The 25,470-nt window shown below is 62.6% G+C and carries 21 protein-coding genes; 3 read left to right on the top strand and 18 right to left on the bottom strand.

Annotated features, from left to right (window positions below):
• Positions 1-17: 17 nt before the first annotated feature.
• The 3 genes from UCMB321_RS06390 to plsB all read right to left on the bottom strand — a co-directional run bounded on the left by UCMB321_RS06390 (position 18) and on the right by plsB (position 4,083).
• Positions 18-707: a DUF4197 domain-containing protein gene (locus UCMB321_RS06390; RefSeq protein ID WP_040064724.1), complete on the bottom strand. Its 690-nt coding sequence runs from the start codon at positions 705-707 to the stop codon at positions 18-20.
• A gap of 121 nt (positions 708-828) precedes the next feature.
• A complete protein-coding gene (locus UCMB321_RS06395) occupies positions 829-1,449 on the bottom strand; it encodes a hypothetical protein (protein ID WP_040064725.1) in 621 nt (206 codons plus the stop codon).
• Between the two features lie 126 nt (positions 1,450-1,575).
• On the bottom strand, positions 1,576-4,083 hold the full coding sequence (gene plsB / locus UCMB321_RS06400; RefSeq protein WP_040064726.1) for a glycerol-3-phosphate 1-O-acyltransferase PlsB: 2,508 nt from the start codon (positions 4,081-4,083) through the stop codon (positions 1,576-1,578).
• A gap of 241 nt (positions 4,084-4,324) precedes the next feature.
• Between plsB and UCMB321_RS06405 the strand changes: the two genes are divergently transcribed.
• Positions 4,325-4,534, top strand: a complete 210-nt coding sequence (locus UCMB321_RS06405; RefSeq protein WP_040064728.1) for a cold-shock protein — start codon at positions 4,325-4,327, stop codon at positions 4,532-4,534.
• 162 nt (positions 4,535-4,696) lie between these two features.
• On the opposite strand, the gene UCMB321_RS06410 is transcribed toward UCMB321_RS06405, so the two are convergent.
• The 4 genes from UCMB321_RS06410 to UCMB321_RS06425 all read right to left on the bottom strand — a co-directional run bounded on the left by UCMB321_RS06410 (position 4,697) and on the right by UCMB321_RS06425 (position 9,913).
• Positions 4,697-5,074 (bottom strand): hypothetical protein, encoded by a 378-nt coding sequence (locus UCMB321_RS06410; RefSeq protein WP_040064730.1) that lies wholly within the window; start codon positions 5,072-5,074, stop codon positions 4,697-4,699.
• Between the two features lie 85 nt (positions 5,075-5,159).
• Positions 5,160-5,969: a putative RNA methyltransferase gene (locus UCMB321_RS06415; protein ID WP_040064731.1), complete on the bottom strand. Its 810-nt coding sequence runs from the start codon at positions 5,967-5,969 to the stop codon at positions 5,160-5,162.
• Positions 5,969-7,120, bottom strand: coding sequence for a succinyl-diaminopimelate desuccinylase (dapE, locus tag UCMB321_RS06420; protein WP_040064734.1), 1,152 nt, complete (start codon positions 7,118-7,120; stop codon positions 5,969-5,971). Before dapE ends, UCMB321_RS06415 begins: the two co-directional genes overlap by 1 nt.
• Positions 7,121-7,321: 201 nt before the next feature.
• Positions 7,322-9,913: a glycosyltransferase gene (locus UCMB321_RS06425; protein ID WP_040064735.1), complete on the bottom strand. Its 2,592-nt coding sequence runs from the start codon at positions 9,911-9,913 to the stop codon at positions 7,322-7,324.
• A 263-nt stretch (positions 9,914-10,176) separates the two neighbouring features.
• On the opposite strand from UCMB321_RS06425, the gene tcdA reads away from it, so the two are divergent.
• Entirely contained in the window at positions 10,177-10,986 is an 810-nt protein-coding gene (gene tcdA, locus UCMB321_RS06430) for a tRNA cyclic N6-threonylcarbamoyladenosine(37) synthase TcdA (RefSeq protein ID WP_167337422.1), read from the top strand.
• Positions 10,987-11,182: 196 nt separating this feature from the next.
• Here the strand turns inward: tcdA and UCMB321_RS06435 are convergent, their stop codons facing one another.
• From UCMB321_RS06435 to UCMB321_RS06450, 4 genes are all read right to left on the bottom strand, one after another.
• Positions 11,183-11,590 carry a SufE family protein gene (locus tag UCMB321_RS06435; RefSeq protein WP_040064739.1) on the bottom strand — a complete coding sequence of 136 codons (408 nt, stop codon included), beginning with the start codon at positions 11,588-11,590 and terminating at the stop codon, positions 11,183-11,185.
• A complete protein-coding gene (locus UCMB321_RS06440; RefSeq protein ID WP_040064740.1) occupies positions 11,587-12,792 on the bottom strand; it encodes an aminotransferase class V-fold PLP-dependent enzyme in 1,206 nt (401 codons plus the stop codon). Before UCMB321_RS06440 ends, UCMB321_RS06435 begins: the two co-directional genes overlap by 4 nt.
• Before the next feature lie 293 nt (positions 12,793-13,085).
• Complete coding sequence (dapD, locus tag UCMB321_RS06445) at positions 13,086-14,120, bottom strand: 2,3,4,5-tetrahydropyridine-2,6-dicarboxylate N-succinyltransferase (RefSeq protein WP_040064741.1); 1,035 nt, start codon at positions 14,118-14,120, stop codon at positions 13,086-13,088.
• A 45-nt stretch (positions 14,121-14,165) separates the two neighbouring features.
• Complete coding sequence (locus tag UCMB321_RS06450; RefSeq protein ID WP_040064742.1) at positions 14,166-14,528, bottom strand: ArsC family reductase; 363 nt, start codon at positions 14,526-14,528, stop codon at positions 14,166-14,168.
• 226 nt (positions 14,529-14,754) lie between these two features.
• Here UCMB321_RS06450 and UCMB321_RS06455 point away from each other — a divergent pair, with 226 nt between their 5' ends.
• Complete coding sequence (locus UCMB321_RS06455) at positions 14,755-16,404, top strand: Na+/H+ antiporter (protein WP_040064743.1); 1,650 nt, start codon at positions 14,755-14,757, stop codon at positions 16,402-16,404.
• Positions 16,405-16,511: 107 nt separating this feature from the next.
• Here the strand turns inward: UCMB321_RS06455 and UCMB321_RS06460 are convergent, their stop codons facing one another.
• The 7 genes from UCMB321_RS06460 to map all read right to left on the bottom strand — a co-directional run bounded on the left by UCMB321_RS06460 (position 16,512) and on the right by map (position 25,228).
• Entirely contained in the window at positions 16,512-18,122 is a 1,611-nt protein-coding gene (locus UCMB321_RS06460) for an AAA family ATPase (protein WP_040064745.1), read from the bottom strand.
• Positions 18,119-18,676 carry a 4Fe-4S single cluster domain-containing protein gene (locus tag UCMB321_RS06465; protein ID WP_052451089.1) on the bottom strand — a complete coding sequence of 186 codons (558 nt, stop codon included), beginning with the start codon at positions 18,674-18,676 and terminating at the stop codon, positions 18,119-18,121. Before UCMB321_RS06465 ends, UCMB321_RS06460 begins: the two co-directional genes overlap by 4 nt.
• Entirely contained in the window at positions 18,677-19,309 is a 633-nt protein-coding gene (locus UCMB321_RS06470; protein WP_040064747.1) for a DUF2997 domain-containing protein, read from the bottom strand.
• A gap of 1 nt (position 19,310) precedes the next feature.
• Entirely contained in the window at positions 19,311-20,291 is a 981-nt protein-coding gene (locus tag UCMB321_RS06475; RefSeq protein ID WP_040064749.1) for a hypothetical protein, read from the bottom strand.
• Positions 20,292-20,449: 158 nt separating this feature from the next.
• On the bottom strand, positions 20,450-21,649 hold the full coding sequence (gene dapC / locus UCMB321_RS06480; protein ID WP_040064750.1) for a succinyldiaminopimelate transaminase: 1,200 nt from the start codon (positions 21,647-21,649) through the stop codon (positions 20,450-20,452).
• A gap of 36 nt (positions 21,650-21,685) precedes the next feature.
• Positions 21,686-24,388, bottom strand: coding sequence for a [protein-PII] uridylyltransferase (locus UCMB321_RS06485; protein WP_040064751.1), 2,703 nt, complete (start codon positions 24,386-24,388; stop codon positions 21,686-21,688).
• Between the two features lie 57 nt (positions 24,389-24,445).
• Positions 24,446-25,228 carry a type I methionyl aminopeptidase gene (gene map / locus UCMB321_RS06490; RefSeq protein ID WP_040064752.1) on the bottom strand — a complete coding sequence of 261 codons (783 nt, stop codon included), beginning with the start codon at positions 25,226-25,228 and terminating at the stop codon, positions 24,446-24,448.
• Positions 25,229-25,470 lie beyond the last annotated feature (242 nt).

The following is a 25,470-nucleotide window of genomic DNA, read 5'->3' on the forward strand; positions in this document are numbered from 1 at the left end:
GTGCCAGCCAGGGAGCATCACAGCGAGCCGAACACCTTCTTCGCCAGGCTGGTGGCCGCTGCCGCCGGGTTGGCACGGATGTCCTCTTCCTTGTGGGCAATCATCTTGAACAGGCCGTCCAGGGCCTTCTCCGTCACGTAGCCTTCCACGTTGGCACTCTTGGCGTCGAGTACGCCCAGGGTTGCCGCCTGCCCGGCGAACGAGTTGTACTGCTTGGCCAGGCCCACCTGGTCGGTGGCCTGCTTGACGATCGGCAGGAACTTGGCGCGGATCTGCTCGCGACTGGTCTTGTCCAGGTACTGGGTGGCCGAATCCTTGCCGCCGGTGAGGATGCCCTTGGCGTCGGTCACGGTCATCTTCTTCACGGCGTCCACCAGCAGCGCCTGGGCCTGCGGCATGGCCGCTTCCGCCGCCTTGTTCATGCTGGCTTCCAACTGATCGACCTGGGCACCCATGCCGAACTGTTTCATCTTGCTGGCGACCTTGCCCAGGCTGCCCGGCAGCTCGATCTTCACTTCAGGGTTGTTGCTGAAACCACCCGGTTTGCCGAGGTTGGTCACGGCCGCCACGGCGCCCTGGGCCAGGGCGTCCTTGAGGCCGCCGGACGCCTGGTCCTGGGTAAGGCTGCCCAGGGACAAGGCCAGTGCGTTGACGGAAATCAGCAGGCCCGCGCAGAGGCCGGCCAGACGAAGGGAGGGACGGAGCATGGACGCTTCCTTGTTGGGTCAGTGGGGAAATCCGTGGCGCCAGGGGAAACCTGGCGCCAACCGGTACGAATCTAACGGATTTATCGACAAACGCCAGTTTTTGAAAGACGCGGCACGGCACTCAGGCGCTGAGGATCAGGCTTTGCGGCTTCTCTTTGAGCAGCACCACCGTGCGCGGAATGGGCTTCATGGTGAATTTTCGCCGGCTACCGAAGGTGCCCTGGGTCTCGTAGACCTGACCCGGCTTGACCTTGTTCACGTCGTAGCGCAGGTAGCGCGGGATGGAGCCCTTGAAGAAGGTGATTTCCTCGCTGAGGACATGCACCGGAATACCGGGTTCGGTCTGGGCCACCAAGCGCAGGGTGGCCAGGGTATTGTCCTGCGTGCCGATCATCGGCACCAGTGCCGCGCTGAGGTACAGATACCCCGGTGGGCTCAGGTGAAAGGTTTCTTCCTGGTTGTCCCGGCGCCAGCGGAAGCTGTACTTGATATCCGGCAGCAGCGAGGTGCCGGCGACGCTCATGTCGATATCGATCTCGACCTTGCAGTTGCGTTTGAGATCGGCCGGCAGTTCGAAGGTGAAGCGCCAGGGCGACTGGCCGGGAAGTTGCGCGCTGGTCCAGGTCCCCAGCGGGGTGTCGGTGCAGCGGTTGCGCAGGGTGATGCGGGTTTCGGCCTTGGCCGGGATCGAATAGTCCGGCGGGAAATGGAAAACAGCGGTCACGACATTCTTTGCAGTCATCTCGATGTCCTTATCGAACGCGTCAAAAGCGACGCAGGATTGAGTCTACACGGGCCTTTGCGCTTGAAAACCGGCAGAGAAGCATCCTTGCTGCTTTGCCGAATGGTCCGACAAGGGTGGTTTGCCTTATCCCACGTCAGGACCCGCTTCAGGGCTCTGCTCGGCGGCATCTTCGCTGCGATGCAGCGCCACCTGACGAATCGACAGGCGGATTTCCGCCGGCAGTACCCGTTTCGCCGCGCCCTCGGCCAACTCGCCCAGCAGTTCGTGATAACCCAGCTTGCCGGCGGCGTCGCGGCGCAGCACCTCGAGGTCGAGCAGGGTCTGGATAAAGTGGCGGAACAGGCTCTTGTCGAAAAACTCCGGGGCGTTCAGGCCGTGGAGAATCGACAGGCGCTGGGCCATCACCGTGCAGAGGTCTTCCAGCTCCTCGGCGCTGATGCTGTTCTGGCCGCTGTTGAGCAGCAGCGAGATGGCCATGTAGAAGCGTTGCAGGGTCTGGGCGATGCTCCTGGACAGCAGGGTCAACAGCACGAAGTGCCGGGAACTGGGGGCCGGGCGCAGGTAGACGGCGTTCTCCAGGCGCAACAGGCCCTGTTCGACGAAGGCCTCCAGCCATTGGTCGACCACCGCGTCCAGTTCGTCGAGTGACCAGCGGATGAACAGTTCCGCCTGCAGGTACGGATAGAGCGCGCGGGTGTAGCGTAGGATCTGCTCGCGGCTCATGCGCGAGGCGCTCTGGAAAAAGCTCGCCAGCAACGCCGGCAGGGCGAAGATATGCAGCACGTTGTTGCGGTAATAGGTCATCAGGACGGCGTTCTGCTCGTCCAGATAGAGGATCTTGCCCAGGGCGTCGCTTTGTTCGGCCAGCAGGTTCATGTCCTTGACGTGCTGGATCAGCGCGCGGCCGTCGCCTTCCGGCAAGGTGGTGTGCGGCGAGTACGGCACGCGGCGCAACAGCGCCAGGTAGAGGTCGAGCACCCGGGCCATGGCGCGGTCGTCCAGGGCCAGGCGGGTGGTGGAGAGCAGCGCCAGGGCCACCAGGTTCACCGGGTTGATCGCTGCGGCTTCGTTCAGGTGGCGGGCCACGCGCTCGCCGAGACGGTGGGTGGTGTCGTTGAGCCAGGCTGGGCGGAATTGCGGGCCCAGTTCCTGGGACCGCCAGTCCGGTTGCTCCTGGTCGAGGAACTCGGCCAGCTTGATCGGCTCGCCGAAGTTCACCGCGACCTGGCCGAAGCGCTGCTTGAGCGCGCCGATGACCTTGAAGATGTCGAAGATCGATTCTTTCTTCTTGCTCGCGCCGCGCAGTTCGCCCAGGTAGGTGCGACCTTCCAGCACTCGCTCGTAGCCGATATACACCGGGACGAAGACGATCGGCATGCGCGAGGAGCGCAGGAAGCTGCGCAGGGTGATGGCCAGCATGCCGGTCTTGGGCCGCAGCATGCGCCCGGTGCGCGAGCGGCCGCCTTCGACGAAGTACTCCACCGGGAAGCCCTTGGTGAACAGGGTGTGCAGGTACTCGTTGAACACCGAGGTGTAGAGCGGGTTGCCCTTGAAGGTGCGGCGCATGAAGAACGCGCCGCCACGGCGCAGCAGGCCGCCGATCACCGGCATGTTGAGGTTGATCCCGGCGGCGATGTGCGGCGGGGTCAGGCCGTTGCGAAACAGCAGGTACGATAGCAGCAGGTAGTCGATATGGCTGCGGTGGCAGGGCACGTAGATGACCTCATGGCCCTGGGCCACGGCCTGCACGCCTTCGAGATGGTTGACCTTGATGCCGTCGTAGATCTTGTTCCAGAACCAACTCAGCACCACTTCGAGGAAGCGGATGGCGGTGTAGGTGTAGTCCGAGGCGATCTCGTTGCCGTAGCGCAGGGCCTGGGCCCGGGCTTTTTCCGTGGAGATGTTCTCGCGCTGGGCTTCTTCGAGGATCGCCTGGCGCACCATCGGTTCGTTGACCAGGCCCTTGACCAGGTTGCGCCGGTGGGAGATGTCCGGGCCGATCACCGCGGCCTTGAGGTTACGCAGGTGCACCCGCAGGATGCGCTGGGCCATGCGCACGGTGCGTTCATGGCCCTTGTTGTGTTCGATCAGGCCGCGCAGGTGGATCGGCGCGGAGAATTGCACGCGGGTCTTGCGTCCGAGAATCAGGATGCTCATCAGCCGCCGCAGCCGCCCGGTGACCGCCCAGCTGTCGGCGAACAGCAGCTTCCAGGGGCTTGATTCGCTGTCCGGCGACTGACCCCAGAACACGCTGACCGGAATGATCTGCGCATCTTCGGCGGGGTTCTGCGTCAGGGCGCTGACCAGTCGGGTCAGGGTCGGTGGCGCGCCGCGTTTGTCCTGGCGGCCCAGCCAGTCGGGCTCGGGGGTCAGGTAGAAGAACGCCGCCGGCTCCAGCAGCGCGCCGACCGACGCCGGCAGCACCGGGCGCGGCAGGCCGGCCTTGGAGCATTCGCGGTCGACCACCGCGAGGTCGGTCAGCGACGGCGATTGCAGGACGTAGAACACCGGCCGGCTGCGGTCGAGGTTGAGGGTCAGCGACGACTGGTTGATCGTCTCCGAACGCACCCACAGGTACAGGAGGCGGCGCAAGGTACCAAACACGAGGCGGCGGAACGGGGAACGGGTCATACGGCTTCTGCAGGCAAGTGGACTGAACCGAGCGTTTGCTCGGTGGGCTAGTGTGCCGTATTCGCCAAAAATCGGCAAAAATGCGGCGAACTAATATTGATTGAGAGTTTTTTGACCTGCCCTATACTCAGTGGTTCGCCATGAGCAGTAAGAACCATCCGCACGGTATGACGTTCTGGCGACAGCGCATGAAGGGCTCGTCGAGCCGGGCCCCCACAATAACAAGACGGAGTACGGATTCATGGCAACTCGCGAGACAGGCAATGTGAAGTGGTTCAACGACGCCAAAGGTTACGGTTTCATTCAGCGTGAAGGCGGGGCGGATGTGTTCGTGCACTACCGCGCGATTCGTGGCGAAGGCCATCGCTCCCTGGCGGAAGGGCAGCAGGTGGAGTACGCGGTGGTGGAAGGCCAGAAGGGCTTGCAGGCCGAGGATGTGGTGGGGCTGTAACACCTGCGGACCCTCTTGACCCTTGACTGATCATTAGGGGCAACGCGGTCTTTGTGGGAGCCGGCTTGCCGGCGATGAGGCCAGTGAGTCGTGCATCGATCTTGCGGACGTCATCGCCGGCAAGCCGGCTCCCACAGGTGCGGTGTGACCGGCAAGCCCGGTTTACGCCGTACGCCAGGTGATCTCTTCTTCACCATCGGCACTGATGCGGATCCAGCGATCGGCCATCTCCTCGCCTTCTTCCTCGACCCAGCTCCCCGGCGCGCAGCGCACTTCCACGTTCAGCGCGGCAAAGGCGGCGCGGGCGCAGGCAATGTCGTCGTCCCAGGGCGTCTGGTCGCTTTCCAGGTACAGGCTGTTCCACTTGCCCACGGCCTTGGGCAGCCAGGTCACCGGCACGCCGCCGGCCTTGCACTTCCAGGTCTGGCCTTTCTGGGTCCAGTCGCTGCACGGGCCCAGCGCGGTGCCGAGCCAGGCGGCCACGGCCTTGTGATCGACGTCGTCGTCCTTGAGGTAAATCTCGATATCGGGCTGGCGCATGGAGGTCCTCGCTGCGGCTGTTCGAAAAATCCATTCGCGGATTTTGTCGGCCTTGAACCCGTGTTCAAGGCCATGAAGAGTGGGTTTATTGTAAAACGAAGTAATCGTAGCGCATCGACACGCTGACCTCGAACGGCTCCGCCTGCTCGATGACCTGCGCCCGGCGCTCGGCACTGGCACGCCAGCCGTGAGGGGTCATGGCCAGGAGATTCGCCCGGTCCTGGGCGCTGGCCAGGCTCAGTTTGAACTCCAGCACCTCGCTGTGCTCCAGCGCCATGCCCGATGGTACCAACGCCAGGTGTTTGTCGTCGGTGTACTCGCGCACCTCATCGTACAGACGCTCGCGCAGTTCCATCAGATGACCGCTGGTCGGCCCGACTTTCATCAGGCCGCCACCGGGGCTCAGCAGGCGTTTGGCTTCCTGCCAGTCCAGCGGGCTGAACACACTGGCGATGAACTGGCAGCTGGCATCGGCCAACGGCACCCGCGCCATGCTGGCGATCAACCAGGTCAGTCGCGGGTTGCGCCGGCAGGCACGCTTGACCGCCTCGCGGGAAATGTCCAGCGCGTAGCCGTCGGTCTCGGGCAGGGCCTCGGCGAGCTGGGCGGTGTAGTAGCCCTCGCCGCAGCCGATATCGACCCAGCGTCCCGGCGCGCGTTCGGCGGCCAGCGCCGCCAGGCGTCGGGCCACCGGCGCATAGTGGCCGGCGTTGAGGAAATCACGCCGGGCCTCGACCATGGCCTGGTTGTCGCCCGGGTCGCGGCTGTTCTTGTGCTGGACCGGCAGCAGGTTCAGGTAACCCTGGCGTGCCCGGTCGAAACGATGCCCGAGCGGACAGGCCACGCCGTTGTCGACCGCGCCCAGGGGCGCGCTGCAGAGAGGGCAGGTGAGCATCAGGCGAGCAACTTGATCAGGGTCTGGTAGTAGATTTCGGTCAGCACGTCGAGGTCGCTGGCCAGGACCCGCTCGTTGACCTGGTGGATGGTCGCGTTGACCGGGCCCAGCTCGACCACCTGGGTACCGAGGGTGGCGATGAAGCGTCCGTCGGAGGTGCCGCCGCTGGTGGAGGCCTGGGTCTCGCGCCCGGTGACGGCCTTGATGCTCGCCGACACCGCATCGAGCAGCGCCCCCGGCTCGGTCAGGAACGGCAGGCCGGACAGCGCCCATTCCACGTGCCAATCCAGGCCGTGCTTGTCGAGGATGGCCGCGACCCGCTGTTGCAGGCCTTCGACCGTGGACTCGGTAGAGAAACGGAAGTTGAACAGCGCCACCAGCTCGCCGGGGATCACGTTGGTCGCGCCGGTGCCCGAGTTGAGGTTGGAAATCTGGAAGCTGGTGGGCGGGAAGAAGGCGTTGCCGTTGTCCCAGTGCTCGGCGGCCAGTTCGGCCAAGGCTGGGGCGGCCAGGTGGATCGGGTTCTTCGCCAGGTGCGGGTAGGCGACATGGCCCTGCACGCCGCGCACGGTGAGGCGGGCGCCGAGGGAGCCGCGGCGGCCGTTCTTCACCACGTCACCCACCAGGGTGGTGCTCGACGGTTCGCCGACGATGCACCAGTCCAGGCGCTCGTTACGCGCGGCCAGGCGCTCGACCACGGCCTTGGTGCCGTGATGGGCCGGGCCCTCTTCGTCGCTGGTGATCAGGAAGGCGATCGAGCCCTTGTGGTCCGGGTAGTCGGCGACAAAGCGCTCGCTGGCGACCACCATCGCCGCCAGGCTGCCTTTCATGTCGGCCGCGCCGCGCCCGCAGAGCATGCCGTGCTCGTCGATCAGCGCATCGAACGGATCGTTCTGCCAGGCCTGCACGGGACCGGTGGGCACTACGTCGGTATGACCGGCGAAGCACAGCACCGGGCCTTCATGCTGGCCATGGGTGGCCCAGAAGTTGTCGACGTCTTCGATGCGCATGGGCTCGAGCTTGAAACCGGCATCGCCCAGGCGCTGCATCATCTGCTTCTGGCAGTCGGCATCGACCGGGGTCACGGAAGGGCGGCGGATCAGGTCGCAAGCGAGTTGCAGGGTCGGCGAAAGGTCGGCGTGGGCCGTCATGGGAAAGCTCCGGTGCTTTTTTGTAGGAGCGAGCTTGCTCGCGAAGGTCGTCAGGGCGCCGCAGGGTGTCAGGTGCCCAGCGTTATCGTTGATGTCCATCGCGAGCAAGCTCGCTCCTACAGGGGTAGAGGCGCGCAAAGGGGGGATATCTTAAAGCAAAACGGCGGCCCGCAGGCCGCCGTTTCGTGTTGAGCATCGCGTTTAGGCGACGGGTGCCGGCTCCGGCTCGCTGGCCGGTTTCGGCAGCGAGGAAACGAACGCCATGATCAGCGCCGCCACGTACGGCAGCGACTGCACCAGCAACATGACCACCCAGAAGCGCATGTCGTTGCTCGGCAGGCCCTGCACCAGGAAGATCCCCAGCGCCGCGGCCCACAACAGCAGCATGATGAACATCTCTTCCCGGGCTTCCGAAATCGCCACCCAGAAACCGTGGTTATCGGCGTTCTTCGGTGTGCGGAAGAACGGGATGCTGCTGGTGAAGAAACCGTACAGCACCGCCTTGGCGATGGTGTGGGACAAGGCCAGGCCCGCCAGCGCGGCGGCGAAGGCATCCTTCATGTTGACCCCGACCGCGCGGCGGTAGAGGAACAGGATCTTGCCGACCTTGAACACGAACAGCGCCAACGGCGGGATGGCGAAGATCATCAGCGGCGGATCGACCCGTTGCGGCACGATGATCATCGCGGATGACCAGAGCAGGGCACCGACGGTGAAGAAGATGTTCATGCCGTCGGCGACCCACGGCAGCCAGCCCGCGAGGAAGTGATAGCGCTGGCCGCGGGTCAGCTCGGTGTCCTTGCCACGCAGCAGGCTGGCGGTGTGCCGCTTGATGATCTGGATCGCCCCGTAGGCCCAGCGGAAACGCTGTTTCTTGAAGTCGATAAAGGTGTCGGGCATCAGGCCCTTGCCGTAGCTTTCGTGGTGATACGCCGCCGACAGGCCTTTTTCGAAGACCCGCAGGCCCAGCTCGGCGTCTTCGCAGATGCACCAGTCGGCCCAGCCCAGTTCTTCCAGGACCGAACGGCGGGTCATGGTCATGGTGCCGTGCTGGATGATCGCGTCGCGGTCGTTGCGGGTGACCATGCCGATATGGAAGAAGCCCTTGTATTCCGAGTAGCAGAGCTTCTTGAAGGTGCTTTCGTTCTGGTCGCGGTAGTCCTGGGGCGACTGCACGATGGCGATCTTCGGATCGGCGAAGTGCGGCACCATGTGCTTGAGCCAGTTGCGGTCGACGCAGTAGTCCGAGTCGATCACCGCGATGACTTCGGCGTCCTTGGCGGTGTGCGGGATCAGGTAGTTCAGCGCACCGCCCTTGAAGCCGGCCAGTGGCGCGACGTGGAAGAAGCGGAAGCGCGGGCCGAGGGTTTCGCAGTAGGCCTGCACCGGTTCCCAGACCGCCGGGTCCTTGGTGTTGTTGTCGATGATCAGGACTTCGTAGTCCGGGTAATCGAGGGCCGCCAGGGCGTCGAGGGTCTGCTTGACCATCTCCGGCGGCTCGTTGTAGCACGGCACGTGGATCGAGACTTTCGGCCGGTAGTCCGAGTCGCCTTCCACCGGCAGGAATTCACGCCGGCGCTTGTGGGTCCAGACCGCCTCGGCCAGTTCATGGGCCTCGGTCAGCAGGACGATGAACACGCCCAGGGCACCGACGGCCAGCAGGAAACCCACCGTCAGGCTGAACCAGGTGCTGTATTGCTGGCTGTAGTCGTAGCCGATCCACACCAGCACCGAACCGCAGAGGAACGCGATAAAGGTCAGGAAGGTCCGGCCGCGCTGGCGCAGGGCCGAGCCGTCGATCATCAGCAGGGTCAGCGAGAGCAGCGCCAGCACCACCGAGCCGATGGCCAGTACGCGCCATTGCGGGATCGCCACCACCGGGCCTTCGAAGTTGAACTTCTGTTGGCGCGCGGCGTTGAACACGCCCCAGTAGGCGCCCACCGAACCTTCGTCGTCAGCCTTCCACGGCTGGTCGAAGGCTTCGATCACGAAGTAGTTGAAGCCCTGGCGGTTCAGCTTGTTGACCAGGGTCCGCAGGTAAATGGCCTGGTCGGCCGGGGTTGCATCGGCACCGCCACGCATGCGGCCGTTGCTCGGCCAGCCCACTTCCGACAGCAACAGGGGCTTTTTCGGGAACATGCGCTTGAGTTCGCGGGCGCGATCCAGCACGAACTGGCCGGCCTTGTCCATCGGGATGAATTCCCAGTAGGGCAGGATGTGCGCGGCGATCAGGTCGACGTGCTTGACCAGCTCCGGGTTCTTTTCCCAGATATGCCACTGTTCGGAGGTGGTCACCGGCACCTTGACGGCTGCGCGCACGCGGTCGAGCAGCACACCCAGTTCCTTGGCGGTGATTTCCTTGCGGAAGATCGCCTCGTTGCCGACCACCACCCGCACGACACTGCGGCTGCTGTTGGCCAGTTCGATGGCGCGGGTGATTTCACGCTCGTTGCGTTCCTGGTCCGGGCTGATCCAGATCCCCAGGGTCACCCGCAGGCCGAACTCTTCGGCGAGCTTGGGAATGTCCTGGAGGGTGCCGTCGACCGAGTAGATACGGATGTTGTCGGTCAGCTTGCTGATGATCTCCAGGTCGCGACGCATTTCATCGTCGGTCGGGTACTGCTGTTTCTGCGGGAATTGTCCCTGCTGGAACGGCGAGTAGGAGAAGCCGGCAATCTGCTCGGGCCAGTCAGGCGCCGAAACCGGGCGGTTGATCAACGCCCAGAAACCGGTGAATAGTGCGGCAATTGCCAGCACCACGACCAGGTTGAGTCCAAATTTACGCGATGGCATAGGTATTTCGGGTTCCGAAAAGGGCTAGAACAGGGAACGGAGCGGCGCGCATCCTACACTTGCTATCCGTCGACCGTACAGCACCGCAGGTGCGAGCAGATATTGGGCAATGGCGCGGGGTTTAAGTTCTTTCCTGGATTGTTGTAGCGCTATTCTCGTCAAAACGTTGTGATTTAGCGTTCGTCGGTAGCCATTCATAGGCTAAGGCTGCCCGCCGCCGGCGCCGGGTCCTATAATGCGCGCCGGTTTTTTGGGTAATGGTCATGAGTGCAGAAGATCCGCGGTTTGCCGGCGTCGCCCGGTTGTATGGCATTGAAGGTCTGGAACGGTTGAAGGCCGCCCATGTGGCGATCGTCGGTATCGGCGGTGTCGGCTCCTGGGCCGCCGAAGCCATTGCCCGTTGCGGTGTCGGCGAGATTTCGCTGTTCGACCTGGACGATGTCTGCGTCAGCAACAGCAACCGTCAGTTGCATGCCCTGGACAGCACCGTGGGCCGGCCCAAGGTCGAGGTCATGGCCGAACGCCTGAAGGGCATCAACCCGGAGTGTCGGGTCCACGCGGTGAGCGATTTCGTCACCCGCGAGACCATGGCCGAGTACATTACCCCGGATATCGACTGTGTGATCGACTGCATCGACAGCGTCAATGCCAAGGCGGCGCTGATCGCCTGGTGCAAGCGGCGCAAGATCCAGATCATCACCACTGGCGGCGCCGGTGGGCAGATCGATCCGACGCTGATCCAGGTGTGCGACCTGAATCGTACGTTCAATGATCCGCTGGCCTCGAAAGTGCGCTCGACCTTGCGCCGCGACTATGGCTTCTCGCGCACGGTGACCCGCCATTACAGCGTGCCTTGTGTGTTTTCCACCGAGCAGCTGCGTTATCCGAAGCCCGATGGCAGCATTTGCCTGCAGAAAAGTTTTGTCGGCGACGGGGTAAAACTGGACTGCGCCGGTGGTTTCGGCGCGGTGATGATGGTCACGGCGACCTTCGGCATGGTGGCGGCGACCAAGGCGGTGGACAAGATTGTTGCGGGCGTGCGCCGGCCCGCGGATCGGCTCAAGCCGCAATAAGGCCGTTTGGGCATTTGCGTCGTTCCCGGAGCTGATATCCGACGCTGTACCGTGTAGGAGCAAGCTTGCTCGCGATCGGGCGCGCAGCGGCCGCAATTCGCTTGACTCGGTGTGTCAGGAAAATTGCGTCCTGAGGTTTTACGACTGCTGCGCAGCCGATCGCGAGCAAGCTTGCTCCTACAGATTTGTGGTGTTTTCAGGATCGTGTTAGTTCACGCATCCGCTGCAATACCGCATTCAATCCATTGCTGCGTGACGGCGACAGTTGCCGGGACAGCCCGAGCTGGTTGAACCAGTCCGGCAGGTCGACCTGCTGCAATTCGTCGGCGCTCAAGCCATTGACCCGCACCAGCAACAGCGCCACCAGCCCGCGAATCAAGCGGGCATCGCTGCTGGCAGCAAACTGCCACTGACCATCGTGCAGCCGACCGGTCAACCACACCTGGCTTTCGCAGCCATGCACGCGGTTGGCCTCGGTCCGCTCGGCGTCGCTCAAGGGCGGCAAGCGCTCGCCCCATTGCATCAGCAGGCGCGCCCGTTGTTCCCAACCCGCGAGATTACGGAAGCTTTCCAGGACTGACAGCGCCTCGTCGGGCAGGCTCATCGCAACAACTCCAGGGCCTGGTCCAGGGCCTCGAAAAACCGCTCCAGGTCGTCGGAGTCGTTGTACAGCCCCAGTGATACGCGGATCGCGCCCGCCAGCCCGAGCTGTTTCATCAACGGCATTGCGCAGTGGTGCCCGGCCCGGACGGCAATCCCCTGTTCGGTCAGCAGGTGCGCCAAGTCGGCGTTGTGCACGTCGTCGACGATGAAACTGGCCAGGGCCAGTTGCGGTTCGCCCAGCAGGCGGATGCCCTTGCGCACCTGCAAGCCTTGCAACAGGTGGGCGTGCAGCGCCGCTTCGTGGGCCGAGACGGCCAGCTGGTCGAGGCCCGCCAGGTAGTCGAGGGTCGCGCCGAGGCCGATCACGCCGGCAATCGGCGGTGTTCCGGCCTCGAAACCCAGCGGGGCGGGGCGGAAACGGGCTTGCTGGTAGTCCGCGTCCAGCACCATCTCGCCGCCGAACTGCCAGTGCCGCAGTTGGCTGAAGGCGGCATGACGGCCATAGAGCACGCCGACGCCATCGGGGCCGTAGAGCTTGTGGCTGGAAAACACATAGAAATCGCAGCCCAGAGCCTGCACGTCGTGGCGCCCGTGAACCACGCCCTGGGCGCCGTCGACCACGGTCAGGGCGTTGAACGAGCGGGCCAGGGCCAGCAAGTCCGGCAACGGTTGCCAGGCACCGAGCACATTGGAGAGCTGGCTGAGCGCCAGCAACCGCGTCCGTGGGCCGATCAACTGGCGGGCGGCGTCCAGGTCGACCAGGCCACTGGCGCTGATCGGCAGGACGACGAGCCGCAGCCCCCGCCGTTGTGCCAGTTGCTGCCAGGGCAGCAGGTTGGCGTGATGCTCCAGGGCGCTGATGACAATCTCGTCGCCGGGCTGGAAAACGGCTTCCAGGCCATAGGCCAGGAGATTCAATGCCGAGGTGGCGCCGTGGGTGAAGACGATCGGTCCGCTATTGCCTGCGTTGAGCCACTGGCCGACCTTGCTCCGGCTGTCCTCGAAGGCCTGGGTGGCGTGGGCGCCGGGCAGGTGCTGGGCACGGTGCACATTGGCCGCGCCGTTGCTGTAATAGTGCGCCAGGGCATCGATCAGCGCCTGGGGCTTCTGGGTGGTGGCGGCGCTGTCCAGGTAGACCTGGTCTTGCCGTTGCAGGGCGGCGATGGCCGGGAAATCGGCGCGCCAGGGAGAAGCTATCAACATGGTGTTCGGCCCTGGTGAGCGTGGGCGGGGGCGCAAAACCTGTAGGAGCGGAGCTTGTTCGCGATGAACTCGGGGGCACCGCAGTGTTTCAGGTGCCCCGCGTTATCGTTGACGTCCATCGCCGGCAAGCCGGCTCCTACAGTACGGCGTCAAACACAGGTTTTGCGTATAGCATAAATCTTTTGTAGGAGCCGGCTTGCTGGCGATGATGGCCGAAAGAACGATGCAAGGTTCAAGGGCCTCATCGCCGGCAATCGAGCGTCGACCGGCCGCTCCCACAACAGCAATCCTGCTTAGTTATGCGCGTGCAGGGCTTCGTTCAGCTCGATGGCCGACTTGTGGGTCTTGCATTCCACCGCGCCGGTTTCCGAGTTGCGACGGAACAGCAGGTCCGGCTGGCCGGCCAGCTCGCGGGCCTTGAGCACCTTGACCAACTGGTTGTTTTCGTCGAGCAGCGCCACTTTGGTACCGGCGGTCACGTACAGGCCCGATTCCACGGTGTTGCGGTCGCCCAGCGGAATGCCGATACCGGCGTTGGCACCGATCAGGCAGCCTTCGCCGACCTTGATGACGATGTTGCCGCCACCGGACAGCGTGCCCATGGTCGAGCAGCCGCCGCCCAGGTCCGAACCCTTGCCGACGAACACGCCAGCCGAAACACGGCCTTCGATCATCCCCGGGCCTTCGGTGCCGGCGTTGAAGTTGACGAAACCTTCGTGCATCACGGTAGTGCCTTCGCCGATGTAGGCGCCCAGGCGAATACGCGCGCTGTCAGCGATACGCACGCCGCTCGGGACCACGTAGTCGGTCATTTTCGGGAACTTGTCCACCGAGAACACTTCCAGCAACTCGCCACGCAGGCGCGCTTCCAGTTGATGCGCGGCCAGTTCCGACAGGTCGATGGCGCCCTGGCTGGTCCAGGCCACGTTCGGCAGCAGCGGGAACACGCCCGCCAGGCTCAGGCCGTGGGGCTTGACCAGGCGATGGGAGAGCAGGTGCAGCTTGAGGTAGGCCTCGGGGGTGGAGGTCAGCTGGACATCTTCGGCCAGCAGGGTCGCGACCAACGGCTTGTGGCTTTCGGCCAGGCGGGTCAGCAGGGCGGCCTGGGTGGCATCGACGCCCTTCAGGGCCTCGGCCAGTTGCGAAGCCTGGGCGGTGCTGAAGGCGATCGCCTGGTTGCCGCCGGTGTAGCCGAGGATCGGCGCGATGGCGGCGACCAGGTCGGCCGCAGGCTGGATCAGGGGTTGGGCGTAGAACACCTCCAGCCAGGCACCTTGACGATTCTGGGTGCCAACGCCGAAGCCCAGGCTGAACAGAGTAGTGGACATGCAGTTACCTCTTGCGAAATGAGTGGGGGCCTTGAGCGCTCTGGCTCAGTTGAGGGCCGCCGCATAGCTATCTGGCTTGAAGCCAATCAGGGTTCGGTCACCGAGATCAAGCACCGGGCGCTTGATCATCGAAGGTTGTGCCAGCATCAGTTCAATCGCCTTCGCCTGGTCGAGATCGGCTTTGCGTTCGTCGTCGAGTTTGCGGAAGGTGGTTCCGGCGCGGTTCAGCACCACTTCCCAGCCGTGCTCGTTGCACCACTGGGTCAGGTGTTCGCGGTCGATGCCGGCGGTCTTGTAGTCATGGAACGCGTAGGGCACGGCCTGCTCGTCGAGCCAGGTGCGGGCCTTCTTCATGGTGTCGCACGCCTTGATTCCGAAAAGGTGCAACGTTTTGCTCGAAGCGGTCACAGCAATTGCCTCCCCTTTGGAGATACGCGGGATGAAAGGTGAAAGATTATGCCATGACCGAGCGGTTTCGGCGTCGATGGCTGTTCTTTAGTCGCGTGCGGTTACATCTTTCCTGGCCGCCTGCGACTTTCGTGCAACGCCCGGGCGGCAGCTTAAGCGGCTAATATGGCACTTCGAAGGCAAGCTGTTGCCTGAGATGTGTGGTTGATCGATTGGGAATGCTTTTATGCAGACGGCCTACACCGTCCTGATTCTGTTGATGCTGGTGGGCGTCTCGCGTTTGCTCTGGCGGGTGATCCCGCTGCCGCTGCCGTTGGTGCAGATTGCCGCCGGGGCGGTGCTGGCCTGGCCGAGCCTGGGGCTGCATGTGGCGCTGGACCCGGAATTGTTCCTGTTCCTGTTTCTGCCGCCGTTGCTGTTTTCCGATGGTTGGCGCATGCCCAAGCGTGAGCTGTGGCGCCTGCGCGGACCGGTCCTGACCCTGGCCGTGGGGCTGGTGTTGTTCACGGTGGTCGGCGCCGGCTGTTTCATTCACTGGTTGTTGCCGGCCATCCCCTTGCCGGTGGCGTTTGCCCTGGCCGCGGTGTTGTCACCGACCGATGCGGTGGCGGTGTCCGCGATCTCCCAGAACCGCCTGCCGACACCGCTGATGCATATGCTCCAGGGCGAGGCGCTGATGAACGATGCGTCGGGCCTGGTGACCTTCAAGTTCGCCCTGGCGGCGGCCGTGACCGGTGCGTTCTCCCTGGCCAATGCGAGCCTGACCTTTGTCCTGGTGGCCGTGGGCGGCCTGGCGGTCGGTGTGGCGCTGAGCTGGCTGGTGGGGCGTTTTCGGCTGTGGATGATCGCTCGCGGCTGGGACGATCCGGCGACCCACGTGGTGTTCATGCTGCTGTTGCCGTTCGCCGCCTATGTGTTGGCCGAGCGCCTGGAGGTTTCGGGGATTCTGTCGGCGGTGGCGGCGGGGATGATGCAGAGCTGGCTCGACCTGTTGCCGCGCCAGACCAGCACCCGGCTGCTCAACCGCAGTGTCTGGTCGCTGCTGGAGTTCGCCTTCAATGGGTTGATCTTCCTGCTGCTGGGCCTGCAGTTGCCGGATATCGTCGAGGCGGTTGCCAGCCATGCGACCTCGTTGTGGCCGACCTTGCTGTACCGTGGCCTGGAGGTGCTGGCGATCTTCCTGGCGCTGGTGGCGTTGCGGTTTGTCTGGGTGCACAGCATCTGGCGCTTGTCGGAGCTGTTGCGCTACTGGCGTGGCAAAGACCAACTGTCGGGGCTGCCCAAGGCGCGCTCCTGCTGGTTGCTGACCGTGGGTGGTGTGCGCGGCGCGGTGACGCTGGCGGGTGTGATGTCGGTGCCGCTGCTGATCGCGCCCGGGGCGGACTTTCCCGAGCGTGACTTGCTGGTTTTCATTGCCGCGGGGGTGATTCTGCTGTCGTTGGCGACGGCCAGTATTGCCTTGCCGCTGCTGTTGCGCGAGTTGCCGAAGCGTTCGGATGACCGGCATCGCGGCGAAGTGCGCGAGGCCTGGAAGAGAACCGCCGAGGCGGCGATCCATGTGCTGGAGGCTGAGGAACTGGGCGCGCAGCAGGACACGGTTCAGGATGCGGCCCAGGCGGCGCTGGCGACCGAGTTGAAAGCGCGGTTGATGGCCGAGTACCGGCATCAGTTGGAGGTGTTCAACGACTCCGCCGAGGCCCAGGCGCTGGCGTTGCAGATGGACCTGCTGGAGCGCCGCTTGCGCTTGACGGCGCTGCGGGCGCAGCGCCTGGAGTTGTACCGGCTCAGTCGCCAGCACCAGATCGGCGACGATGTGTTGCGCGAGGTGCTGGCGGAGCTGGACCTGAGCGAGGCGAACCTCGGTTCGGTGAAATAACCGCTGGGAATGATGTCCGCCGCGCGTTGAGCGGGAATGCCTACCCCATGAACGCGGGGCGACCGAACCGAGGTCGCCCCGCGGGCCCGTTAGGCATGAACTCCGGATCAGAAGTCTATGCGGCGGCCACCTGTCTGTGTTTCAGCCCCGTCTTCATTGAAGGTCGCCGCTGAAGCACTGATTGCATTCTGGTTTGCCCATTCCCGCAGTTTTGTAAACTCATCCTTGCGCACTTTGCTCATGGGGACCATGCGTGAAATCGTTGCTTCAAAGTCACTCATTGCCAGGTCAGCCGGGTCGCCGGAACCACTGACCCGCCTTGAGAAGGCGTCGATCAGGGAGTCGCCTACCCAGGCTTCGAGCTCGGCGCCGGAGAGCGAGATGTTTTGTCCGAAATTGGCCTCTCCGCCCAAGGCCACCAGACGATCCAGATCAAATTGCCCGGGATCACGCTTCAACTTTATGAGGTGTATCTCAAGAATTTTCTTTCTTTCCAGCGCCGAGGGGAAATCAACGAAGAATATTTCGTCAAACCGGCCTTTCCTCAGCAGCTCAGGTGGAAGACTGGCAATATTGTTGGCAGTGGCAAATACGAAAACCGGGGCGGTTTTCTCTTGCATCCAGGTCAGCAGCGTGCCGAACACCCGCGTAGCAGTTCCACCATCGGAAGAACCACTGGAGGAGCCGGAGAGGCCTTTTTCAATTTCGTCGATCCATAGAATGCAAGGCGAAATAGCTTCGGCGGTTCGAAGCGCGGAGCGGATATTCGACTCCGAGGACCCCACGACACCTTGAAATATCTTCCCCATATCAAGGCGTAGCAACGGCATATTCCATGACGAAGATACGCACTTGGCGGTCAAGGATTTACCGCAGCCGGGAACACCGGTCAGCAGCAGGCCTTTGGGCGTTCCCACGCCGAACTCCTTGGCGGCTTGACCGAAGCACTGGCTACGAAGATGAAGCCATTTTTTCAACGTGGCCAATCCACCTACATCATCAAGATCCAGCTGGGAGTCTATGTACTCCAGGATTCCGGTTTTTCGGATAATCTGCTTTTTCTCGGCCAGCAGATCCTTGACCGTGTTTTCATCCAGCATCAGGTTGGAGACAAGCGATCGCGACAGGGAATTGTCAATCTCCAGGCTTGTGAGTCCCAGCGCGGCGTCGACGAGTTTTTCCTTGCTGTCCTGGGGCAGATTGATTTTTACGTTGTCGTTGCTCTTCCAGGCCGCCACAAAACCCTCAATCTGGGTCTTTACCTCATCCCGGGAGGGAAGCGGAAAATCAATTAACGTCACTTCCTTCTGGAGGTCATTGGCGATTTCAAAACTGGGTGCAACGATTATGCAGTTGCTTCTGTAGCCGTGTGAGCGGATTTTGATTGCGAAATCTTTAAGGCGGCGTCGATAGACAGGGTTGGCACTGGTCGTCAGGTAGTTGTGTGCATCGCGGAACACGAAAATGTTCTTGCTGTTGTCTTCTCGCGCCTTTTCCTCACAGAAGTCCAGCGCCAGTTTCAGGTCAAAGGTTTTATCGCCGACAACGGCACCGTTGGTCTGGACACCCTGCGTCGAACTCCAGAGAAACAAGCGGTGATTGAGGGATTTGGCGATCTCCCCCAGTTCCGCCACAACCCGCTCTTCTTCGTAGGATTCGATCACCAGAATCGCATAACGTGCTTTTAGATAGTCCGTGATTTGCTGGGTGCGGTTCATGTGGGGCATCTCTTCACTGCATCAGGCGATGTCTGTTGTATGGGGAGACCGGTCTTGGTCATGCTCAGGCTTGAAACAACGAATTCAACGGTTCTTTTTGTCCTGAAAAAGTCGATGTCCACCCTGTCGCTGGTCTTGATCAGTTGCTTGTGTTGATAGGGGTGTATGGCGTTGCTGTGATAGCGGCCGGCGAGTGTCAGGTCAACGGCCTTGACGACGCGCGTCATGGTCGCATCCCGAAAAATCTCCTTGGGGGCGTAGCCGGTGTAAAGCACCCAGTTTTTTTCACGATGGACAGCGTTGATAAGGGCTTCTATGGCCAGGGCCTGGTCGAGCGGTTCTCCACCCGAGATGGTCACGCCATCGATTGAGTCCAGGGCGTTTATCTGCTCGGCCAATGCGCTCACGGGAATGGACAGGCCGGTCTCGGGGTTATGGGTGGGCTGGTTGAAACAGCCCTTGCAGTTCAGCTCGCATCCCTGCACCCATACGACCAACCGCAACCCGGGGCCGTTGGCGCGACTCAGTTCGGTATGATGCAGATTGATGTTCATCTACAGGCGCGCGCTCAGTATTTGAAGCGTCTGTTCTTCGTGCACCACCGTGTATTCCGGTTTCCATTCGGTCAACAGTTCGGCTGAAGGGCTGGCCAGGAGTGATTCAAGTTCTTGCGTAAGCGTCGTGCAGATATCGCCTTTTACGCCGAAGACCTCTTCTTTGACTTCATTGCCCGACAGGGTGACACGAACGCTGTATTCGTAGTTTGAGCCGAATTCAACTTCAAAACCGTCGGCTGATTCTTGCAGGCGCGCCGGAATACCGGTTGCCTCTATACGACGAAGGGTGGCATCGATGGCAACGCCGACATAAGCCCGCTGAAAACGTGAAGCCAGGTCCGCCATGATCACTTCATCACCGGGTGAACGGGATTCGCGCTCGATTAATAGCGTATAAACAGGGTCTTCAATTTTGCAGGCGAAAAAATTGAAGCCGTTTTCAGCGCGTGCGCAGATGGCGCGAAATTGGCGCTTGCCCATGTAACCCAGCGGGCCCAGGGCCTTCTTGCTGAAGTCACTGTTGAATTCGGCAACCAGTGCGGTCGTCGGTTCGAGTCCAAGCTTTACAAAGGCCTTTGCTATCGCTTCTTCGTCGGTATAAGTGAACTCGAATTTCGTACAGTGCGACATGCTACAGCTCCAGCTTCCGGCCCGATCTGGCCACCTCTGCGTTCTTGGCGTCGCTTGACGGGGCAGGCGCAAGTTCCATGTCGCGGGCAGCTGTTGACGTCTCCGGTTCGAGCGTGGAAGTTTGGGAGGGTGTGGTGTCGTCAGTGAGAACCACTCGGCGTCTTTGTGGGGCCTTTGGCGCCGCGTCGGCACCAAGCAGGTTGGCATCAATCACTTCAAGCAGTCGTTTTATCACCAGGCTCGGGCTTGAGGTCAATTTCTCATGGAGGCCAATGCGTAGCAACGTGCCGCTACCATCATTGAATATCAATTTGACGCAGTGGCTATTGTCTTCGTCGCCGATGATGCCAATGCGAGTAATCTGATTCAGAGGGCGAGAAAGCTTTTCCCAATACTCGCCATTGAAGGTGGCGACGACTAATTGGGTGGCGGTGGCGACAAAAGCGTTACTGCCCCTTTGGATATTGTCGGCATCAAAGTTCTGGTAGCTCGCCAGGGCTTTTTCCCCTGTGTTGATTCCCAGGGAAGAGGCGAGGTATTCGTTGGCTGAATAATCGACGTCTTCATGAAACTTCAGGGATTTTGACAAGGCGTAGAAGCCAGCGAAGGCGGTGATCGTGCTAGCACCGACTAACACAATTCTGGAAGGGTCGAGCAGTAAAAACACAATGGCGAACAACGCGACTATCCAGTATCCATATTTTACGGATTTCTGCGCCAGGAGCTGCTTTGACCGGTAAGCGACGAAGGATTTTCCCGCGATGTATTTTCTCTGCGGGATAAACAGGACCACGGCCGCGCCAAAGAATAGTGCACCGAGAAGCCCTAGTGCCGCGGAACCGTTTTTTCCGTTTTGCAAACCATCAAGAAAGACCCCGATACCACCGGCCGTGAGCACAGGAATCATCGCCAGAATGAACAGGCCAACGACCTTCCCCTTTGTCTCCATGATCATTTTCCACAGGGGAATAGTCGTTACCACACTCTCTCTCCTTGATGAGCCAGTTTTACAGTGTTGATGCGAGGGTTTCGCAATTAAGATGTCCGGCGCATTCTACACGGCCAGTTGATAAAAAGAACGGGAGCGGGGCTTGCGTGCCGGCAAGCTCCGCTCCTGCAAGGAGGGTGTTCGGCCGTGGGTTATTTGCGGCGCAGGATGAACGCGCGAATCCGCTCCGCGGCCTCGACACATTCGGCCAGCGGTGCAACCAGTGCCATGCGCACGCGACCGGCCCCCGGATTGACGCCGTCCACCTCGCGGGACAGGTAGGAACCCGGTACCACCGTGACATGCTCCTCGGCAAACAGATCACGGCAGAACGCCGCATCATCGCCTTGCACATTCGGCCACAGGTAGAAGCTGCCGTCCGGGCGCTGCACATCCAGCACCGGCGCCAGGATCTCCAGCACCGCATCGAACTTCTCCCGATACAGCGCACGGTTGGCCCGCACGTGCACTTCGTCGTTCCAGGCGGCCACGCTGGCCAGTTGGGTCTGCACCGGCATCGCGCAACCGTGGTAGGTGCGATACAGCAGGAAGGCCTTGAGGATATCGGCGTCGCCGGCGACGAAGCCCGAACGCAGCCCCGGCAGGTTGGAGCGCTTGGACAGGCTGTGGAACACCACGCAACGCGCAAAGTCCTTGCGGCCCAGGGCCACGCAGGCGCTGAGCAGGCCCGGCGGCGGGCTCTGTTCGTCGAAGTACAGCTCGCTGTAGCACTCGTCGGCGGCGATCACGAAGTCATGCTCGTCGGCCAGGGCGATCAGCTTCTTCAGGGTCTCCAGCGGGATCAGCGCCCCGGTCGGGTTGCCCGGCGAGCACAGGAACAGGATCTGGCAGCGCTGCCAGATCTCGGCCGGCACCGCGTCGAAGTCCGGGTTGAAGCCGTTCTCGTCCAGGCACGGCAGATAGTGCGGCTTGGCTCCGGCCAGGAAGGCCGCGCCTTCGTAGATCTGATAGAACGGGTTGGGGCTGACCACCAGCGCGTCGTCGCCACGGTTGACCACGGTCTGGGTGAAGGCGAACAGCGCCTCGCGGGTGCCGTTGACCGGCAGCACATGGCGCGCCGGGTCGATCCAGCCGCTCGGCACGCCGAAACGCCGTTCGCACCAGGCGCCGATGGCTTCACGCAGGGCCGGTACGCCGAGGGTGGTCGGGTAGACCGCCATCTTCTCCAGGTTGGCGGTCAGGGCCTCGGCGACAAACGTCGGCGAACGGTGCTTCGGTTCACCGATGGACAGGGCAATCGGCCGCTTGTCCGCGTTCGGTGTCACGCCGCCCAGCAGGGCGCGGAGTTTCTCGAACGGGTAGGGCTGCAACTGGTTCAGGGCATTGTTCATCGGTAACGGTGCTCGCTTCATTCAGGTGTCTGCGCGTCAGATACTCAGGCGCATCGTTTCAAGGGGCGGTTCGGCGTCGACGCTCAACTGTTCGACGATGGCGTCCTGCAATCGGCTGCACAGCTGCGGGTCGGACAGCGGTTGGTTGTCGGCGTCGGTAATGAAGAACACGTCTTCCACCCGCTCGCCCAAGGTGGCGATCTTGGCGTTCTGCAGCGACAGGTCGAACTCCAGGAAGATCTTGCCGATGCGCGCCAACAGCCCGGGGCGATCCGGCGCGCTCAGCTCCAGCACCGTGACCGGCCGCTGGGCGTCGTTGTGGATGGTGACCTGGGGCGCAAAGGCGAAGTGCTTGAGCTGGCGCGGTACCCGGCGCTGGATGATGGTCGGGTAGTCGTCCGGGTTGCGCAGGGCTCCGCTCAGGCCGTCGCGGATCTGCTTGACCCGTTTCGGGTTGTCGCCGATGGAGCCGCCGTCGTTGTCCAGCACGATGTAGGTGTCGAGGGTGAACTGGCTGCTGGAGGTGATGATCCGGGCGTCGTGGATGTTCAGGTTGAGCTGGTCCATCGCGGCCACGGTCACGGCGAAGAAGTCGTGCTGGTCAGGGGCGTAGATGAAGATCTGCGTGCCGCCTTCGAACTCGCGCTGGGTGGTTTCCTTGATCAGCACCAGCGGGCCGCCATCGGCCGGCTGTTGCAGGATCGCGTCGCTGTGCCAGGCCACGTCGCCGGCGGTGTGGCGCAGGAAGTAGTCGTCGCCCAGTTGCGACCAGAGCTGCTCGACATCGTCCGGGTCGGTGCCGGCGCGCACCAGGATATCCAGGGCGGCGCTCTGGGTCTGGCGGATTTGCTCCTCGCGGTCCACCGGGTTTTCCAGGCCGCGGCGCAGGGCGCGCTTGGTCTCGGTGTAGAGCTGGCGCAACAGGCTGGCGCGCCAGGAGTTCCACAGGCTCGGGTTGGTGGCGTTGATGTCGGCGACGGTCAGCACGTACAGGTAGTCCAGGTGCACCTGGTCACCGACGGTCTGGGCGAAGTCATGGATCACCTGCGGGTCGGAGAGGTCCTTGCGCTGGGCGGTGGTGGACATCACCAGGTGGTTCTGCACCAGCCAGACGATCAGGCGGGTGTCCCACGCCGGCAGTTGGTGGCGCGCGCAGAAGGCCTCGGCATCCACTGCACCGAGTTCCGAATGGTCGCCGTGACGGCCCTTGCCGATATCGTGGTAGAGCCCGGCCATGTAGATCAGTTCCGGCTTGGGCAGCTTGGCCATGAGCTTGGCGGCCAGCGGGAATTTCTCGGAAACCTGGGTGTACTGCAGTTTGCGCAGGTGCTTGATCAGGTTCAGGGTATGGGCGTCGACCGTATAGATGTGGAACAGGTCGTGCTGCATCTGCCCGACGATGTCGCCGAACTCCGGCAGGTAGCGCCCGAGGAGGCCGTAGCGGTTCATCCGGCGCAGGTTGCGGTGGATGCCGATCTTGCACTTGAACAGTTCGATGAACAGGCTGGTGTTGCGGATATCGTGGCGGAAGTCGTCATCGATCAGATGGCGGTTTTCCCGCAGCAGACGGATGGTGTCGGCGCGCACGCCCTTGATTTCCGGCTGCTGGGCCATCAGCACGAAGATTTCCAGCATGGCGAACGGTGTGCGCCGGAAGACGTTGGGGTTGCTCGCCTCGATGTAGCCGTCGTGCAGCTGGAAGCGCGAGTTCAAGGGCTGCGGCGGCGCTTCGTCTTCCGGGGCGAGGATGATTTCCTCGAAGTGCTGGAGGATCAGGTCGCTGAGCTGGGCGATGCTCATGACCACCCGGTAATACTGCTGCATGAAGTTTTCGACGGCCTGCTTCGCATCGTCGCCCTTGAAACCAAGGAGCCCGGCGATGACGCGCTGGTGGTCGAACAGCAGGCGGTCCTCGGCGCGTCCGGCGAGCATGTGCAGGGCGTAGCGGACTTTCCAGAGGAATTCCTGGGACGAGGCCAGCAGGGCGTTTTCGCTCTCCACCAGAAAGCCTTCGCCGGCCAGGGCCCGCAGGTTCAGGGTGCCATACTGGCGCCGGGCGACCCAGAGAATCGTCTGGATGTCCCGCAGGCCGCCGGGCGAACCCTTGACGTTGGGTTCCAGGTTGTATTCGGTGTCGTTGTACTTGTGGTGCCGGGCCTTCTGTTCGGCGCTCTTGGCCAGGAAGAAGTCCTTGCTCGGCCACATGTGCGCCGTGCTGGTGACGTCGAGCATGCGCAGGCGCAGGTGCTCGGGGCCGGCGACGGTGCGGCTTTCCATCAGGTTGGTGATGACCGTGAGGTCGGCCCGGGCCTCTTCGGCGCACTCGTCGACCGAGCGCACGCTCTGGCCGACTTCCAGGCCGATGTCCCAGAGCAGGGTCAGGAAGCGCTCGATGGAATCGCGAAAGATCTCGTGATCGTCGTTGTCGAGCAGGATCAGCAGGTCGATGTCCGAGTAGGGGTGCAGCTCGCCGCGACCGTAGCCGCCGACCGCCACCAGGGCGATGTCGGCGTCTTCGCTCCAGCTGAACTGATCCCAGGCCTGTTGCAGGATGTTATCGACGAACCAGGCGCGGTCTTCGATCAGGCGGCGGATATCGCGGCCGATGCGAAAGCGCTCGTCGAGCACCTCGCGGGCCTGGCGAATGGCTTTCTTGAAGGCGGCGATGGGGCTGGCCTTCAGCGCCAGTTCCGCCTGGAACTGGCCGCGGTCGAAGAGTTCGGGGTCCACCTGCGGCATCGATTGGCTTTCCTTGGGGTCTATAGGCGTTCTATATAAAGCGGCAGGTGCAAGGGATCAGGCCGAGACGCGGGGGATGGTTTCATCGCTGCGCAGGGTGAAGATCTCGTAGCCGGTGTCGGTGACCAGCAGGGTGTGCTCCCACTGGGCCGACAGCTTGCGGTCCTTGGTGATCGCGGTCCAGCCGTCGCCCAGCACCTTGGTGTCGGCCTTGCCCTGGTTGATCATCGGCTCGATGGTGAAGGTCATGCCGGCCTTGAGTTCCATGCCGGTGCCGGCGCGGCCGTAGTGCAGGACCTGCGGTTCTTCGTGGAACACCTTGCCGATGCCGTGGCCACAGAACTCGCGAACCACCGAAAAACCGTTCTTTTCCGCGTGCTTCTGGATGATTTCGCCGATGTCGCCCAGGCGGCAGCCGGGCTTGACGATCTCGATGGCCTTGTACATGCATTCCTGGGTGACCTGCGACAGGCGCTCGGCCCAGACTGGTACGTTGCCGACGTGGAACATCTTGCTGGTGTCGCCGTGGTAGCCGTCCTTGATCACGGTCACGTCGATGTTCACGGTGTCGCCGTCCTTGAGCGCCTTGTCGCTCGGGATGCCGTGGCAGACCACGTGGTTGACCGAGGTGCAGATCGACTTCGGGAAACCCTTGTAGTTGAGCGGGGCGGGAATGGCCTGCTGCACGTTGACGATGTAGTCGTGGCAGATACGGTCCAGTTCCTCGGTGGTGACGCCGGGCTTGACGTATTCACCGATCATTTCCAGTACATCGGCAGCCAGGCGGCCAGCGACACGCATTTTTGCGATGTCCTCGGGGGTTTTGAGGGTGACGGTCATACAGGCTCTCTTTCTACGCGCCGAGCGCGAATAAACACGAAGTGGGACTGAAACGGCGGTGCCGCGACGGCCGGCCGGGGTTTTCAGCCCCTTGATAGCGCGATTCTACCAGACGGACGGGGTAAACCATGAGCATCCGGCCATCGCTTCTCTCTATAAGCTGGGGCCATTCTGGCCTGAATCCGGGGCGCGCGCAAAAGCCCGGGGTGGGAAATGCGAATGCGGGTTTCGTTTTGGGCGTT

The organism is Pseudomonas batumici (assembly GCF_000820515.1).
GTDB classification, from domain to species: Bacteria; Pseudomonadota; Gammaproteobacteria; order Pseudomonadales; family Pseudomonadaceae; genus Aquipseudomonas; species Aquipseudomonas batumici.

What these genes read in the sequence shown, in the direction of transcription:
- dapD (WP_040064741.1), bottom strand. Translation starts at nt 14,120, where the DNA reads ATGTCCACTACTCTGTTCAGCCTGGGCTTCGGCGTTGGCACCCAGAAT.
- UCMB321_RS06465 (WP_052451089.1), bottom strand. Translation starts at nt 18,676, where the DNA reads ATGAACATCAATCTGCATCATACCGAACTGAGTCGCGCCAACGGCCCC.
- UCMB321_RS06485 (WP_040064751.1), bottom strand. Translation starts at nt 24,388, where the DNA reads ATGCCGCAGGTGGACCCCGAACTCTTCGACCGCGGCCAGTTCCAGGCG.
- UCMB321_RS06425 (WP_040064735.1), bottom strand. Translation starts at nt 9,913, where the DNA reads ATGCCATCGCGTAAATTTGGACTCAACCTGGTCGTGGTGCTGGCAATT.
- UCMB321_RS06395 (WP_040064725.1), bottom strand. Translation starts at nt 1,449, where the DNA reads ATGACTGCAAAGAATGTCGTGACCGCTGTTTTCCATTTCCCGCCGGAC.
- UCMB321_RS06460 (WP_040064745.1), bottom strand. Translation starts at nt 18,122, where the DNA reads ATGAACCGCACCCAGCAAATCACGGACTATCTAAAAGCACGTTATGCG.
- UCMB321_RS06405 (WP_040064728.1), top strand. Translation starts at nt 4,325, where the DNA reads ATGGCAACTCGCGAGACAGGCAATGTGAAGTGGTTCAACGACGCCAAA.
- tcdA (WP_167337422.1), top strand. Translation starts at nt 10,177, where the DNA reads ATGAGTGCAGAAGATCCGCGGTTTGCCGGCGTCGCCCGGTTGTATGGC.
- UCMB321_RS06470 (WP_040064747.1), bottom strand. Translation starts at nt 19,309, where the DNA reads ATGTCGCACTGTACGAAATTCGAGTTCACTTATACCGACGAAGAAGCG.
- dapC (WP_040064750.1), bottom strand. Translation starts at nt 21,649, where the DNA reads ATGAACAATGCCCTGAACCAGTTGCAGCCCTACCCGTTCGAGAAACTC.
- UCMB321_RS06455 (WP_040064743.1), top strand. Translation starts at nt 14,755, where the DNA reads ATGCAGACGGCCTACACCGTCCTGATTCTGTTGATGCTGGTGGGCGTC.
- UCMB321_RS06390 (WP_040064724.1), bottom strand. Translation starts at nt 707, where the DNA reads ATGCTCCGTCCCTCCCTTCGTCTGGCCGGCCTCTGCGCGGGCCTGCTG.
- UCMB321_RS06410 (WP_040064730.1), bottom strand. Translation starts at nt 5,074, where the DNA reads ATGCGCCAGCCCGATATCGAGATTTACCTCAAGGACGACGACGTCGAT.
- plsB (WP_040064726.1), bottom strand. Translation starts at nt 4,083, where the DNA reads ATGACCCGTTCCCCGTTCCGCCGCCTCGTGTTTGGTACCTTGCGCCGC.
- UCMB321_RS06435 (WP_040064739.1), bottom strand. Translation starts at nt 11,590, where the DNA reads ATGAGCCTGCCCGACGAGGCGCTGTCAGTCCTGGAAAGCTTCCGTAAT.
- dapE (WP_040064734.1), bottom strand. Translation starts at nt 7,120, where the DNA reads ATGACGGCCCACGCCGACCTTTCGCCGACCCTGCAACTCGCTTGCGAC.
- UCMB321_RS06415 (WP_040064731.1), bottom strand. Translation starts at nt 5,969, where the DNA reads ATGCTCACCTGCCCTCTCTGCAGCGCGCCCCTGGGCGCGGTCGACAAC.
- map (WP_040064752.1), bottom strand. Translation starts at nt 25,228, where the DNA reads ATGACCGTCACCCTCAAAACCCCCGAGGACATCGCAAAAATGCGTGTC.
- UCMB321_RS06440 (WP_040064740.1), bottom strand. Translation starts at nt 12,792, where the DNA reads ATGTTGATAGCTTCTCCCTGGCGCGCCGATTTCCCGGCCATCGCCGCC.